Below are 12,659 nucleotides of genomic sequence, written 5' to 3' on the forward strand. Positions count from 1 at the left end.
GTCCTTGCCGTACTCGGCGACGGTCGCCAGCAGGAACGCCATCCCCGGCGTCGACGTCGCCGCACCTGGGGCGACGAAGAGATCCTTGTACGCAGTCACCCAGTGGCTGCGAACTTCGACCTATTTACGTGCGTCCACGATCCAGTCGTAGCCGAGCCCGAGCAAGATCCGATCGGACGTCATGAACTCGAGGCCCTCCGCTGCGGCCTGAGCAACCAGGATGCGGTCGAACGGGTCGTGCTTGCTCAACGCCTCGAACTTGGCCACGCGTGCCGCGTGCCGTTCCGTGAACGGAAGCGGGGTGATTCCCTGATCGCCGAAGAGCCGGACGAGATCGTCGGGGGCATCCAGCTTGCCGAGCATCCTCTTCATCGTGATCTCGAAGTGGGAGATCGATGATGCATAGACCGGACCGCCTTCGATGAGGTCCCACGCCACGGACCCCAACGTGTCCGGGAAGGCTGTCATCCGAATCAGGACGTTGGTGTCGAGCAGCATCAGTCGCGGTTCGCCTGGATCTCGAGCTCCGGGTCGAACATGCCCCTGATCTCCTCGTCCATCGCTTCCCACTCGTCGTCGCTCGGCAGCGAGAACATACCGCGGAGGCCACCGAGCCGGACCTTGGACTGCGGAAGGGCCGTGATCTGGACGACTGGCTTGCCTGCCCGCGCGATGATCACCGTCTCGCCGTGCTCAACCTGATCGACCAAGCGAGACAGATGCGTCTTCGCCTCGTGAATGTTGACCTGCGTCGTCATGAGACCAGTCTAGGTTAGTCCGACTTAGTCCGCCAGGGTGGAAATCGTTGGATCAAGCCGGTGCGTGACTGCGAGGATTCGGCGCATGATCGCACTGCTCGGCGATGACCGCGGACACCCTAGCCACCAGGAGCTCAACGCCCTTCGGCCGCAGCTGGCCGAGCTCGGGGCCGAGACGGAGTGGGTGCCGACCGACTCCGGGTTCGATATCGCCGCCTATGACGGGGTGTGGCTCGTTCCTGGGTCGCCCTATGCCGATGACGCCGCGGTGATCGCGGCCCTCGAGGTCGTCCGGGAGCGGGGGATTCCGTTTCTCGGGGTGTGCGGTGGGATGCAGTACGCCGTGCTGGAGTGGACCCGCAACGTCGTCGGATCGACGGCGACCCACGCCGAGTCAGACGGGGAGGGCGACGACAACGCGGTCGCCGCGCTGGCCTGCTCGCTCTACGGCGAGAAGCGGCTGGTGACTCCGGTCCCCGGCACGCGCTTCGCGGACTGGCAGCCCGAGCCGTTCGTCGGCATGCACTTCTGCAACTACGCGCCGACGGCCGAAGCCGTGGTCGCCCTGGAGAAGGCCGGTGTCGTGGTCGGCGCCACCGCGAACGACGCCGGCGCAGAGGTGCTGGAGTTCCCGGACCACTCGTTCTACGTGACCAGCATGTTCCAGCCCCACATCGGCGCCCTCGCCGGCGCGCCGGTCCATCCGCTCGTGCGCGCGTTCGTGAGCGCGGTCGGGGCGCGAGGATGAGCGTCACGCTCCAGTTCCACCCCGACTGGTCGCACGCAGGTGGGCTGGTGATCGAGTCGATGGCGCGCGACGGGGTCTATCGGTCGCAATTCGAGACCGGGACGTCGAACGGCGGGCTGACGGCGCATCCGGGCGGAGACCGGTGGCGCTGGGAGAGTCGGCTGTTCGGTGGGCGCTACGACAACGCGCCGGCCGCCGAGCGGCCGGTCTACGGTGCCTGGAATCGTCGCGATGACCCGTACGGTGGTGCGATCCGGTTCGGGTCGGCCCATCTGCGGCTGCGGGGCGACGTGGCGGAGCGGTGCATGTTCTGCTTTCCCGACTCGGTCTTCGAGCCGACCGATCACGGCGGCCCGGAGATGCTGCCGCACCTGTCGGCGATGGCCGATGCCTCGGGGTTCGACGATCTCGACGAGTGCGTCGAGGCGCACGTGCATGGTGGCGTCGTGATCGCGCTGGACGTGGAGGCGGTCGTCCTCGACCCATGTTTCCGCGGGACGAAGGTCGAGAGCGCGGCCGCCGAGCTGAACTGCGCTGTGGAGTGGCATCCTGGGTTCCGGGTCGCCACCGATGGTCTCGATCCGGGCTACCGCGGACAGGAGTACGTCGACCTGGCTCGGTCACTCGGTGACGTACTCACCCCTGATCTTCTCGGGGAGGCTGCGCGATCGGGTGACCATGACCCGCAGTCGGTGAAACGAGTCTGGCACTACCTGGCAAGGTTCGGCCGAGTCGACTGAGCAGTCCGGGACATTATTCGCCGCCGCCTCCGTCGCCTCCTCCGCCGATGTCGCCGCCACCGCCGCCCCCACCGCCGCCGCCCCAGCCGGAACGAGAAGCCCGGAAGATGCCGCGCACGGTGGCCGCGACCCAATCACCTCTGGAGACGCGATCGGCACGCTGCATCACGTACGCCGGGGGTACGCCGGGAGAGACGAAGAGTCGGTGGGCCTGGTCGACGGCCGCGAGAAGGCCGATCAAGGTCGCTGTACGCCGAGTTGGATGGGCGCGGGTGTCGAACAGGGCGGCGGCGAGGTGGCCGCGAACGTCCTGCTTGTAGCTGATCTCATCCGCCGGCCAGGTCGTGGTGGTGATGAGGAATCGCTTCTGCTGCTCTCGGCGAAGCATGCCGCGATGGACGAGGCGTTCGATGAGGTGGTCGAACATCTGGGTGCCGCAGTTCGTGATCAGCGGCGCCGGCCGTGGTCTGCCGCCGGCGAAGGTGAGGCAGCGCTGGAGGCACGGATCGTGAGGCAAGCCGACCCCGGTCGGGTGCACTTCCAGCAGGTCTGTCCCAGGGTTCCGCTGCAGGTGGACCGCCCCGGAGAGCGCGAGCTCGGACACCAGTGCGCCACCGACCAGAAGGTCGAGCGTCGACGCTCTGAGCCCGCTGGCGGGGCGGCCGCTGATGTCCTCCATGACCAGCAGCACCAGGTCTTCTGCGATCAACATGTCACTGCCGTTCCTGGTCACTCCGGCTGGTCCACGGCGGCGGCGTAGCGGGTCGCGAGGACGCGGAGGTGGTCGCGGAGCTCCGGGGGTGACTCGACGGTGAAGTCGAGGCCGAGCATGCCGATCCAGACGGCGACGACCTCGAGGCTGTCGCCGCCGGTGACCAGGACGCTGCGGTCGGGGGCGATCGGCTCGACGGTGCCGACAGCGGGGTTGATCCGGGAGATGACCTCCTCGGCGGAGGCGGCGATGATCAGGCGGGCGTGGACGGCCCAGCCGGTGCGGGCGACCTCGCGGACGACGAACTCGGTGAGGTCGCTCTGCCCATTGGAAGCGGGCGGGTCGGCCGGACGGAACGCGCGGCCGCCGGGCACCTTCAGGCGCAGCCAGTCGACACGCAGCGGCAGCCAGGCGTCGGCGCGGGGGTCGCGGGCGACGAGATACCAGCGGCGCTGCCAGGCGATCAGCCGGTAGGGCTCGACCTCGATCGGCTCGCCGCGGTAGTCGGCGCGTACGCCGCTGTGGTCTCGGATCGCGGTCGCAAGCGCCTGCAGGGTGCCGGCGTCGACGTCAGGGTCGGGGACGTTGCTGTCGGTGTTGACCGGGCCGGCCTCCATGGCGTCGACCACCGCGGCCAGCTTGCGGCGTAGATGGTCGGGCAGCACCTGCTCGAGCTTGGCCAGCGCGCGGGCACTGGTCTCCGCGACACCGGTGATGCCCGTCGCGGCGCGCAGCCCGACGGCGACCGCGAGCGCCTCCTCGTCGTCCAGCAGCAGCGGCGGGAGCTTGCCGCCGGCGCCGAGCCGGTAGCGCCCACCGGGTCCGCGCACCGACTCCACCGGGTAGCCGAGGTCGCGGAGCTTGGTCATGTCGTTGCGCACGGTCCGCTCAGAGACGTCGAGCCGGGTGGCCAGGTCGGCGCCGGTCCAGCCGGATGAGGACTGCAGCAGACCGAGGAGCGCGAGCAGTCGCGCAGAGGTTTCCAGCACGGGCTCAGAGTGCGGCAAAAAAGATTCACGGGCCAGTGGAATTCCGGAATCAGGCTTGCCGGAACCCTTCATAACGTGGGTCTCACAAGGTCGGAAACCACCAAGGAGAAGTCATGAACACGCAGGTCAGCACCGGAATCAGCGCCAAGTCCAACGACGAGATCAGCACCGTCACCGTCGAGTTCCCGCAGGCGGACCTCGACGACCTCCGCGCCCGCCTGGAGCGCACCCGGTTCGCGCCCAGCGTGCCCGGCGACTCCTGGGACTACGGCACCCCGACGGCCTACCTCGCCGACATGGTCGAGCGCTGGCTGGGCTCGGACGGGCGGGGCTTCGACTGGCGGGCGGTCGAGGCGCGCATCAACGCCGTGCCCAACCACCTGACCGAGATCGACGGCCAGGTCATCCACTTCGTCCACGTACCCTCCTCCAACCCGGACGCCAAGGCGCTCCTGCTCGCCCACACCTACCCCGGCTCGTTCCTGGAGTTCCTGCCGATGGTCGACTCCTTGACGGACGAGTTCCACCTGGTGATCCCGGAGATGCCGGGCTTCGGCCTCTCGACGCCGGTGGTCGACACCGGCTGGACGATGAAGCGGGTGGCCGCGGCGTACGACGTGCTCATGCGGCGGCTGGGCTACAACTCCTACGGCGTGCACGGCAGCGACGGCGGCGCGATGGTCGGTCGCGAGCTGGCCCTGCTGAACCCGGAGGGCTTTCTCGGCGCGCACGTCCTGCAGCTATTCTCCTTCCCGTCGGGCGACCCGAGCGAGTTCGAGGGCTTCGGGCCGAAGGAGTACGCGGCGCTGGAGCACATGCAGTGGTTCCAGTCGGTCGGTGGCTACAACGCCATGAACGGCTCTCGTCCGCAGACGATCGGTGCGGCGCTGGCCGACTCACCCGTCGGGACGCTGGCCTACAGCGAGCTCTTCGAGTCGTTCGGAAACGGCACCTCGCTGGTCACCCCTGAGCAGGTCATCGAGCAGGCGACCTACTACTGGCTCACCAACACCTACGCCTCGGCCGCGCGCTACCACTACGAGGAGGCGCACGCCGAGCGTGAGCCGGAGATCACCCAGGGCCGGATCGGGGTCGCCGTCTTCAAGGACGACTTCCAGACGATCAGGTCACTGGCCGAGCGGGACAACGCCAACATCCAGCACTGGTCGGAGTTTCCCGAGGGCGGTCACTTCGCCGCCCTGGAGCGTCCCGACGTCGTCGCCGCCGACCTCAAGGCCTTCTTCGCCTGACGGCTCGTGCGTGCGGGGGTCGCAGTCACCAGGTGACTGCGACCCCCGCTTCGTCATGTGCCGGCGGGCTGTCCTCAGGAGGATGTCGTGGCCGCAGTGCCGGCGACCATCGTCGCGGTCATGACCGCGACCACCTCGTCGATCGCGTCCTTGACGCCCTTGGCGGCCCAGTCGCCGCGGGCGATCTCCTTCGCCCGCCTCTTGACCGCTCCCGCGCCCACCGGCCTCGTGTCGATGACCTTGTGGGCGAAGTCGATGGAGGAGAGGAGCGCGATGAGTGGTCCGGTCCGCGGGTCCGGTGTGGCACCCTGGACGAGGACGGCGTACAGCTGACCGCGCACGGCGTTCTCGTGGGTCGAGTCCGCGGCCGGCCAGGTGGTGCGTGGGAAGAGGCCGAGGATCTTCTCGTCGCGACGCTTGAGGATGTTGCGGTCGCACAGTCGTGCGGCAAGTGCCTCGTGCAGGCCCTTGCCGAGGTTGTTGACCGCGTTCTTGCCCGAGAGCGGTTTGGCCGCCAACGAGTCGTACGCAGCGGCCAGGATCGGCTCGTCGGGCCTTCGTCCCGGCACGGCCAAGGCCTTGGCCGGGGTGAACCCTGACTTCGGCAGCACCTGGACCGAGCCCGCCATCGCGAGCTCGGTCAGGATCGCTCCGCCCAGCGCCTGCTGGACCCAGGACGAGGCAAGGGTGCCCTTCTCGTCGTCGAGCACGAGAAGCAACAGATCTTCGGCAATGAGCATGCCCCAGACGTTACGGCGATGCGGCCCCGCGCACCTCCTACGAAAGGAGGAACTTGCCTAGGACCTTCGTCTGGTCCGCTGTCAGGAAGCGGCGGATTCCGGGCCGCCGACGTCGAACATCCAGGTCACGCCAAACTTGTCCTCGAACTGGCCGAAGTAGTCGCCCCACGGAGCCTGCTCGAACGGCATCGCGGGCGCGCCGCCCTCGGAGAGCTTGGCGAAGTAGTCGGCGAAGCGCGGCTGGTCGTCGGGGTCGGCGCTGGTCATCGCGACGGTCACTCCCGACGTCGGGGCGACGTGGTCCATCCCTGGAGGTGTGTCCGCGGCCATCAGGACGAGACCGTCGTCGAGGGTGAGCGACCCGTGCATGATCAGGTCCTTCGCCTCCGGAGGCACCGGACCCATCGCGTCACCCATCGACCCGAGAGTCATCGTCTCGACGGTGCCGCCGAGCACCGACCGGTAGAACTCGAGAGCCTCGGCGGCCTCGGACTTGAAGCTGATGTACGGGTTGAGCGTTGCCATTCGGATCGTCTCCTTTGATCGATTTCCGACCCCGTTCGCTCACAGTAGGCTCGTCGGAGAGTGCTGAGAAGGGGAACTTGCGTCGGTTTGCCCAGATGTGCGTATTCACTTCGGCGGGCTGTCACGGGTGGGCGACCTCGACGCCCAGCCAGGCGGCCAAGGCCTCGAGCTCGGCCCGCACCGCGTCCCCCATCTCGGCGGTCCAGCCGAAGTCCTCGTGGACGGCGAAGACGTTCAGCCGTTCCTTCTTGCGGTCCACCTTCGCGTCGAGCTTCCCGATCAGCCGCTCGCCGTACAGGATCGGGAGGGCGAAGTAGCCCCAGCGTCGCTTGGCGGCCGGCTTGTACATCTCCAGGACGTACTCGAACCCGAACAGGTCCAGCGCCCGATCGCGGTCGTAGACCAGGCGGTCGAAGGGGGAGAGCAGGGCCGTACGCGGCGCGAACCCGTCCTCGAGGGCGGCCAGCGCCTCCGGGTCGACCCGCCACTCGCCGTCGACGTCGGCCACGGTGCACGGGACGCCGGCCTCCCCGCCGCCGAGCATCTCGCCGCCGGACGACTCCTTCCGCCCCGGACGGGCGATCCCGAGCGAGGCCAGCCGGCGCACCGTCTCGATCCTCAGTGCCTCCTCGGGTGAGGGGAGGCGCAGGTCGGCGGGGTAGACCCGCTCGGCCAGGTCCCAGGTGCGCAGCTTGCCGCGTCGGCCCGCGACGGCTACCTCGCCCATCCGGTTGAGCAGCTCGATCATCCGCAGGGCGTTCTTGTCGTTGGTCCAGCCGGACGAGGCCCAGGGCACCTCGGCGGTGTCCTCGATCTCGCCGGCCACGAGCGGACCGTCGGCTCGCAGGCGATCCAGGATCTGCGTACGGAAGCGCTTGTTGGCCTCGACCCATTCGATGGCGGTCGGGTGGATCCGGCCAGGAGAGAGGGCGAGGACGGTCTCGATCTCGTCCATCGGCACGATGAAGCTGGAGAATTCCACCAGCGAACGCTCCTGCTCCAGGGCGAAGGTGAGATCCGAGTGATCGTACGCATCGCCCAACCTCGACCACGCCACCAGATCCGCGCTCGGTGCGATCGCCTTGGTCGGATCGATCTGCAGCAGGGTCAGCTGGTCGACGGTCTCCACCAGTGACACGGGCCGCCGCGCGTCGAGGAGCTGCGCGCGAACGGCGATCCGGCGAGCCTGCTCCGGGGACAAGGTGAGCGTCATGGTCGACACAGTATGGGGAGTTCCGGACGACCTGCTGCCGATTCGAACCGATCTTCCGATTCCGCTTGACCCGGCGGATGTTAACGCTCACACTAAGTCGCATCGTGACGACGGTCACACTGGGCCGCCGCAGTGAAACACTGGAGGACGACAGTGAAGAAGACCCTCATCGCTCTGTGTGCGCTCGCCTTGGGCGGGATGTCGCTCAGCGCGTGCGGTAGCAGCGAAGAAGGCGCCGACGACGGCTCGATCACCATGGGCTTCGCCCAGGTCGGGGCCGAGAGCGGCTGGCGTACCGCCAACACCACCTCGATCCAGGAGTCGGCCAAGGAGGCCGGGATCGATCTCAAGTTCTCCGACGCGCAGCAGAAGCAGGAGAACCAGATCAAGTCGATCCGGTCCTACATCCAGCAGAAGGTCGACGTGATCGCCTTCAGCCCCGTGGTCGAGACGGGCTGGGACGCGGTGCTCAAAGAGGCCAAGCGTGCCAATATCCCCGTCGTACTGACCGACCGGGCGGTGGACACCGAGGACCCCTCGCTCTACGTCACATTCATCGGCTCCGACTTCGTCGAAGAGGGCGAGAAGGCCGGGCAGTGGCTGGTCGACAACGCCGAGGCCTCCGACGTCGACAAGGACGGCACGGTCAACGTCGTCGAGTTGCAGGGGACCACCGGATCTGCCCCGGCGCTCGACCGCAAGAAGGGGTTCGAAGACGTCATCTCCTCGGATTCCAAGATCAAGGTCACCGCCTCCCAGACCGGCGACTTCACCCGTGACGGCGGCAAGCAGGTCATGGAGGCCTTCTTGCAGTCGACCCCGAAGATCGACGTCGTCTACGCCCACAACGACGACATGGGCCTGGGCGCGATCGAGGCGATCAAGGCGGCCGGAAAGAAGCCCGGCACCGACATCAAGATCATCACCGTCGACGCGGTCAAGGACGGGATGACCGCGCTGGCCGCGGGCGAGATCAACTTCATCGTCGAGTGCAGCCCGCTGCTGGGCGACCAGCTGATGGACGTCGCCGAGAAGGTCGTCGCCGGCGATGAGGTCCCCGAGCGCATCGTCACCGAGGAGACCACCTTCACGCCGGAGCAGGCCGCCGAGGCGCTGCCCGACCGGAAGTACTGAGCCCGTCGACCGAGGTACCTCGGCGAGGCGTCGCTTCCTTCGTGGAACTCCCCGAAGGAAGTGCGCGCTCGCCGAGGTCACTCGGTGAACGGTCCGCCGCCCCCTCCGTGCCACCCGACCCCGCAGGAGTCAGTACGACATGAGCCAGGCAGATGTGAAACAGCCCCTGCCCGTGGTGGAGATGCTCGACGTCTCGATCACGTTCGGAGCAGTGCGGGCGCTCGACGGCGTCTCGCTCCGCCTCTTACCCGGGGAGGTGCACGCGCTCATGGGGGAGAACGGGGCCGGGAAGTCGACGCTGATCAAGGCGCTGACCGGGGTCTACACGATCGACGCCGGACGCGTGCGGATCGACGGCGTTGAGACCCAGTTCGCCACCCCGGCCGCGGCGCAGCAGGCGGGGATCAGCACGGTCTACCAGGAGGTCAACCTGGTGCCAAACCTCACCGTGGCCGAGAACATGCTCCTCGGCCGAGAGCCGCGCCGCTTCTCGCGGTTCGGCCCGATCGATCGCCGCGAGATGAACCGTCGCGCGTCAGCGTCGCTGCAGAGCCTCGGCATCGAGGTCGACCCCGGTTCAGAGCTCGGCAGCCATCCGATCGCCGTCCAGCAGCTCGTCGCGATCGCGCGGGCCGTCGACACCGACGCCCGAGTGCTGATCCTTGACGAGCCGACCTCGAGCCTCGACGCCGATGAGGTGGCCCGGCTCTTCGAGGTGATGCGCAGGCTGCGCGAGCAGGGCACCGCGATCGTCTTCGTCTCCCACTTCCTCGACCAGATCTTCGAGATCTCCGACCGGTTGACGATCCTGCGCAACGGCCGCGTGGTAGGCGAACGGCTGACCGAGGAGACCACTCAGCTGGAGCTGGTCCAGCTGATGATCGGCCGCGACCTCCAGGCCCTCGAGCGAATCGACCGGGCCGCGCACGAGACCGCCGAAGAGGCCGCCGAGCGCCGTCTCCCGGTATTGAGCGCCGTCGGCCTGGGTCGGAAGGGGAGCCTGGAGGCCATCGACCTGACCCTGTACGCCGGGGAGGTCGTCGGCATCGCCGGTCTGCTCGGCTCAGGGCGCACCGAGCTCGCCCGGCTGCTCTTCGGGGCCGATGCCGCCGACACCGGCGACCTGACGGTGAACGGCTCCAGCGGGCGTCGGCTGCGCAGCCCCCGGCATGCGATCGACCGCAACCTCGCCTTCTGCAGCGAGGACCGCAAGGCCGAAGGAGTCTTCGAGGAGCTCTCCGTGGCCGACAACATGATGCTCGGCCTCCAGGCCAGCCGCGGCTGGCTGCGGCCGATCCCGACGGCCACCAGGGACAAGCTGGTCGCTGAGTACATGACCGCTCTCGACATCCGGCCCGCCGATCCGAGCCTGCCGATACGAAGCCTGTCCGGTGGCAACCAGCAGAAGGTCCTGCTGGCGCGCTGGTTGATCACCGAGCCCGACGTGCTCCTTCTAGACGAGCCGACCCGCGGCATCGACATCGGTGCCAAGACCCAGATCCAGCAGCTCGTCGCCGATCTCGCCGGGAAGGGGATGAGCGTCGTGTTCATCTCCGCCGAGCTCGAGGAGGTGCTGCGGCTGAGCCACCGGCTGGTGGTGCTCAAGGACCGCCGCAAGATCGCCGAGCGGCCCAACCGGGAGATCGACGTCAACGACGTACTCGAGATCATCACCGGCGAGCCCGGAAGCCTCATCGGAAAGGAGCGGGCCGATGCCTGAGCCCACCAGGACGAGGGCGGTCAAGGAGGTCGGCGCCCGCGCGGTGAGCCACCGTCTCTTCTGGCCGCTGGCGGCGCTCGGCACGCTGCTGGCGATCAACCTGATCGCGACGCCGACGTTCTTCAACGTACGCATCCAGGACGGTCACCTCTACGGCAGCCTGGTCGACATCGTGCGCAACGGCGCCCCGGTGCTGCTGGTGGCGATCGGGATGACCCTGGTCATCGCGACCCGCGGGATCGACCTCTCGGTGGGTGCCGTGGCGGCGATCGCGGGCGCGGTCGCCTGCGTCTACATCGTCAAGAGCCCGGCCGACGGGGCCGTCGGCACGGCCATCGTGGCGATCTCGATGGCGCTCGCGGTCTGCGTCGCGCTGGGCCTGTGGAACGGCTTCCTGGTTGCTGTGGTCGGCATCCAGCCGATCATCGCCACGCTGGTGCTGATGGTCGCCGGCCGCGGGATCGCGATGCTGGTGACCGGCGGCCAGATCACCACGGTCAACAACGACGCCTTCGCCGCGCTGGCCTCAGGCCATCTGCTCACGCTGCCGGTGGCGGCGCTGATCGCGCTCGGCGTCTTCGCGGCCACCCAGATCGTCGTACGCCGCACCGCGCTCGGTCTGCTCATCGAGTCGGTCGGGATCAACCCGGAGGCGAGCCGGCTGGCCGGCGTACGCTCCCGCACGATCATCTGGACGGTCTACGTCTTCGCGGCGCTGTGTGCAGGGGCGGCCGGTCTGATCATCGCCGCCAACACCCACTCGGTGAACGCCAACAGCCTCGGGTTGTGGATCGAGCTGGACGCGATCCTGGCAGTCGTCATCGGAGGCACCTCACTTGCCGGCGGCCGGTTCTCGCTGACCGGAACGCTGGTCGGGGCGATGCTGATCGCCACCCTCACCCGGACCATTCCCAACATCGGGATCCCCGCCGAGGCCAACTATCTGTTCAAGGCGCTCGTGGTGGTGATCGTGTGCCTGCTGCAGTCGCCGAAGGCGCGGGCGGTGCTGCAACGACGCCGCGAACCCATCCCGACGAGCCGCGAGGAGGCAGTCGTATGAGCGCCCAGGTCGCCACGACCGACGGAGGGCTTCTAGCCCGGGTCGGCCGATTCAGCCCGCCACGGCGCTACCTGCCCGTGCTTGGCACGTTCGCCCTGTTCATCGGCATGTTCGGCGTCGGCGGGATCCGCTACGACGGATTCGCTGACCCGCAGGTCTTTCTCACGCTGCTGCTCGACAACGGCTTCCTGATCGTGCTCGCGGTGGGGATGACGTTCGTGATCCTCACCGGTGGGATCGACCTATCGGTCGGCTCCAACGTCGCGCTCTCGACTCTCATCGCGGCCAGGACGCTCGAGCTCGGCTGGCCGGTGGCCGCCGTCCTCGGCGTCGTGCTCCTGTCCGGCACGCTCCTCGGCGCGGCGATGGGGCTGCTGATCCACTATTTCGACATCCAGCCGTTCATCGCGACCTTGGCAGGCATGTTCCTGGCTCGCGGACTCTGCTACCTGATCAGTGTCGAGTCGATCCCGATCAAGAACGAGACCTTCTCGGCCATCGCGTACGGCTCGATCACCTTGCCAGGTGGCTACTACCTCGGCTGGACGGCGGTCTTCGCGCTCATGGTCGTCGCAGCTGCCGCGTACGTCCTCTCCTCGACACGCTTCGGGCGCACCGTCTACGCGCTCGGTGGCAGTGAGCCGTCGGCGCTGCTGATGGGGTTGCCGGTGGCTGCGACCAAGGTCGGGGTCTACGCGATCAGCGGTCTGTGCGCGGCGCTCGGCGGGTTGCTGTTCGCCCTCTACACGCTCTCGGGCTACTCGCTCCACGCCGTCGGGATGGAGCTGGACGCGATCGCTGCCGTGGTCATCGGCGGCACGCTGCTCACCGGTGGTCGTGGGCTCGTGATCGGGTCGCTGCTCGGGGTGCTCGTGCTCGGGACGATCCAGACCTTCATCTCCTTCGACGGGACGCTGTCGTCTTGGTGGACTCGGATCTCTATCGGGGTGTTGGTGTTGGTGTTCGTGGTTGCGCAGAGGGTTTTGACGCGGCGTCGGTAGGGGATCGGGGGCCTGGCTTGGTCTGGCTTCCTGATGCTGTCGGGCCGGTGTGTTTTGTGGTTGGTGTTT

Annotated in this window: 14 protein-coding genes; 7 read left to right on the top strand and 7 right to left on the bottom strand. The window is 68.0% G+C overall.

The features are described from left to right. Positions 1-120: 120 nt before the first annotated feature. Positions 121-498, bottom strand: coding sequence for a type II toxin-antitoxin system VapC family toxin (locus tag ABZZ22_RS19615; protein ID WP_354934534.1), 378 nt, complete (start codon positions 496-498; stop codon positions 121-123). After that, positions 498-758, bottom strand: a complete 261-nt coding sequence (locus ABZZ22_RS19620) for a type II toxin-antitoxin system prevent-host-death family antitoxin (RefSeq protein ID WP_292650504.1) — start codon at positions 756-758, stop codon at positions 498-500. The genes ABZZ22_RS19615 and ABZZ22_RS19620 overlap by 1 nt, the downstream gene beginning before the upstream one ends. Positions 759-843: 85 nt before the next feature. Here ABZZ22_RS19620 and ABZZ22_RS19625 point away from each other — a divergent pair, with 85 nt between their 5' ends. Together ABZZ22_RS19625 and ABZZ22_RS19630 are read left to right on the top strand one after the other, a co-directional pair. Next, positions 844-1,506: a CTP synthase gene (locus ABZZ22_RS19625; protein WP_354934537.1), complete on the top strand. Its 663-nt coding sequence runs from the start codon at positions 844-846 to the stop codon at positions 1,504-1,506. After that, positions 1,503-2,246 (top strand): DUF3626 domain-containing protein, encoded by a 744-nt coding sequence (locus ABZZ22_RS19630; protein WP_354934540.1) that lies wholly within the window; start codon positions 1,503-1,505, stop codon positions 2,244-2,246. The genes ABZZ22_RS19625 and ABZZ22_RS19630 overlap by 4 nt, the downstream gene beginning before the upstream one ends. Before the next feature lie 13 nt (positions 2,247-2,259). Here the strand turns inward: ABZZ22_RS19630 and ABZZ22_RS19635 are convergent, their stop codons facing one another. Both ABZZ22_RS19635 and ABZZ22_RS19640 read right to left on the bottom strand, forming a co-directional pair. After that, positions 2,260-2,958 (bottom strand): GPP34 family phosphoprotein, encoded by a 699-nt coding sequence (locus ABZZ22_RS19635; protein WP_354934543.1) that lies wholly within the window; start codon positions 2,956-2,958, stop codon positions 2,260-2,262. Between the two features lie 17 nt (positions 2,959-2,975). Continuing rightward, positions 2,976-3,947 (bottom strand): WYL domain-containing protein, encoded by a 972-nt coding sequence (locus tag ABZZ22_RS19640; RefSeq protein WP_354934546.1) that lies wholly within the window; start codon positions 3,945-3,947, stop codon positions 2,976-2,978. Positions 3,948-4,060: 113 nt separating this feature from the next. Between ABZZ22_RS19640 and ABZZ22_RS19645 the strand changes: the two genes are divergently transcribed. Beyond that, positions 4,061-5,197 carry an epoxide hydrolase family protein gene (locus ABZZ22_RS19645; protein ID WP_354934549.1) on the top strand — a complete coding sequence of 379 codons (1,137 nt, stop codon included), beginning with the start codon at positions 4,061-4,063 and terminating at the stop codon, positions 5,195-5,197. A gap of 74 nt (positions 5,198-5,271) precedes the next feature. Here the strand turns inward: ABZZ22_RS19645 and ABZZ22_RS19650 are convergent, their stop codons facing one another. From ABZZ22_RS19650 to ABZZ22_RS19660, 3 genes are all read right to left on the bottom strand, one after another. Next, positions 5,272-5,937: a GPP34 family phosphoprotein gene (locus ABZZ22_RS19650; RefSeq protein ID WP_354934552.1), complete on the bottom strand. Its 666-nt coding sequence runs from the start codon at positions 5,935-5,937 to the stop codon at positions 5,272-5,274. Positions 5,938-6,018: 81 nt separating this feature from the next. Continuing rightward, entirely contained in the window at positions 6,019-6,462 is a 444-nt protein-coding gene (locus ABZZ22_RS19655; protein ID WP_354934555.1) for a VOC family protein, read from the bottom strand. Positions 6,463-6,583: 121 nt separating this feature from the next. Beyond that, entirely contained in the window at positions 6,584-7,675 is a 1,092-nt protein-coding gene (locus ABZZ22_RS19660; protein ID WP_354934558.1) for a crosslink repair DNA glycosylase YcaQ family protein, read from the bottom strand. Between the two features lie 153 nt (positions 7,676-7,828). Between ABZZ22_RS19660 and ABZZ22_RS19665 the strand changes: the two genes are divergently transcribed. The 4 genes from ABZZ22_RS19665 to yjfF all read left to right on the top strand — a co-directional run bounded on the left by ABZZ22_RS19665 (position 7,829) and on the right by yjfF (position 12,590). Next, complete coding sequence (locus tag ABZZ22_RS19665; protein WP_354934561.1) at positions 7,829-8,809, top strand: ABC transporter substrate-binding protein; 981 nt, start codon at positions 7,829-7,831, stop codon at positions 8,807-8,809. 139 nt (positions 8,810-8,948) lie between these two features. Next, positions 8,949-10,529 (top strand): sugar ABC transporter ATP-binding protein, encoded by a 1,581-nt coding sequence (locus ABZZ22_RS19670; protein WP_354934564.1) that lies wholly within the window; start codon positions 8,949-8,951, stop codon positions 10,527-10,529. Then, positions 10,522-11,589 carry an ABC transporter permease gene (locus tag ABZZ22_RS19675; RefSeq protein WP_354934567.1) on the top strand — a complete coding sequence of 356 codons (1,068 nt, stop codon included), beginning with the start codon at positions 10,522-10,524 and terminating at the stop codon, positions 11,587-11,589. The genes ABZZ22_RS19670 and ABZZ22_RS19675 overlap by 8 nt, the downstream gene beginning before the upstream one ends. Next, positions 11,586-12,590, top strand: a complete 1,005-nt coding sequence (gene yjfF, locus ABZZ22_RS19680) for a galactofuranose ABC transporter, permease protein YjfF (protein WP_354934570.1) — start codon at positions 11,586-11,588, stop codon at positions 12,588-12,590. The genes ABZZ22_RS19675 and yjfF overlap by 4 nt, the downstream gene beginning before the upstream one ends. The last annotated feature ends 69 nt before the right edge of the window (positions 12,591-12,659 follow it).

Source organism: Nocardioides sp. NPDC006273 (assembly GCF_040613495.1).
Taxonomy (GTDB): domain Bacteria; phylum Actinomycetota; class Actinomycetes; order Propionibacteriales; family Nocardioidaceae; genus Nocardioides.

Coding starts and splice junctions, on each gene's coding strand:
- ABZZ22_RS19615 (WP_354934534.1), bottom strand. CDS start 498: ATGCTGCTCGACACCAACGTCCTGATTCGGATGACAGCCTTCCCGGAC.
- ABZZ22_RS19620 (WP_292650504.1), bottom strand. CDS start 758: ATGACGACGCAGGTCAACATTCACGAGGCGAAGACGCATCTGTCTCGC.
- ABZZ22_RS19625 (WP_354934537.1), top strand. CDS start 844: ATGATCGCACTGCTCGGCGATGACCGCGGACACCCTAGCCACCAGGAG.
- ABZZ22_RS19630 (WP_354934540.1), top strand. CDS start 1,503: ATGAGCGTCACGCTCCAGTTCCACCCCGACTGGTCGCACGCAGGTGGG.
- ABZZ22_RS19635 (WP_354934543.1), bottom strand. CDS start 2,958: ATGTTGATCGCAGAAGACCTGGTGCTGCTGGTCATGGAGGACATCAGC.
- ABZZ22_RS19645 (WP_354934549.1), top strand. CDS start 4,061: ATGAACACGCAGGTCAGCACCGGAATCAGCGCCAAGTCCAACGACGAG.
- ABZZ22_RS19650 (WP_354934552.1), bottom strand. CDS start 5,937: ATGCTCATTGCCGAAGATCTGTTGCTTCTCGTGCTCGACGACGAGAAG.
- ABZZ22_RS19655 (WP_354934555.1), bottom strand. CDS start 6,462: ATGGCAACGCTCAACCCGTACATCAGCTTCAAGTCCGAGGCCGCCGAG.
- ABZZ22_RS19660 (WP_354934558.1), bottom strand. CDS start 7,675: ATGACGCTCACCTTGTCCCCGGAGCAGGCTCGCCGGATCGCCGTTCGC.
- ABZZ22_RS19670 (WP_354934564.1), top strand. CDS start 8,949: ATGAGCCAGGCAGATGTGAAACAGCCCCTGCCCGTGGTGGAGATGCTC.
- ABZZ22_RS19675 (WP_354934567.1), top strand. CDS start 10,522: ATGCCTGAGCCCACCAGGACGAGGGCGGTCAAGGAGGTCGGCGCCCGC.
- yjfF (WP_354934570.1), top strand. CDS start 11,586: ATGAGCGCCCAGGTCGCCACGACCGACGGAGGGCTTCTAGCCCGGGTC.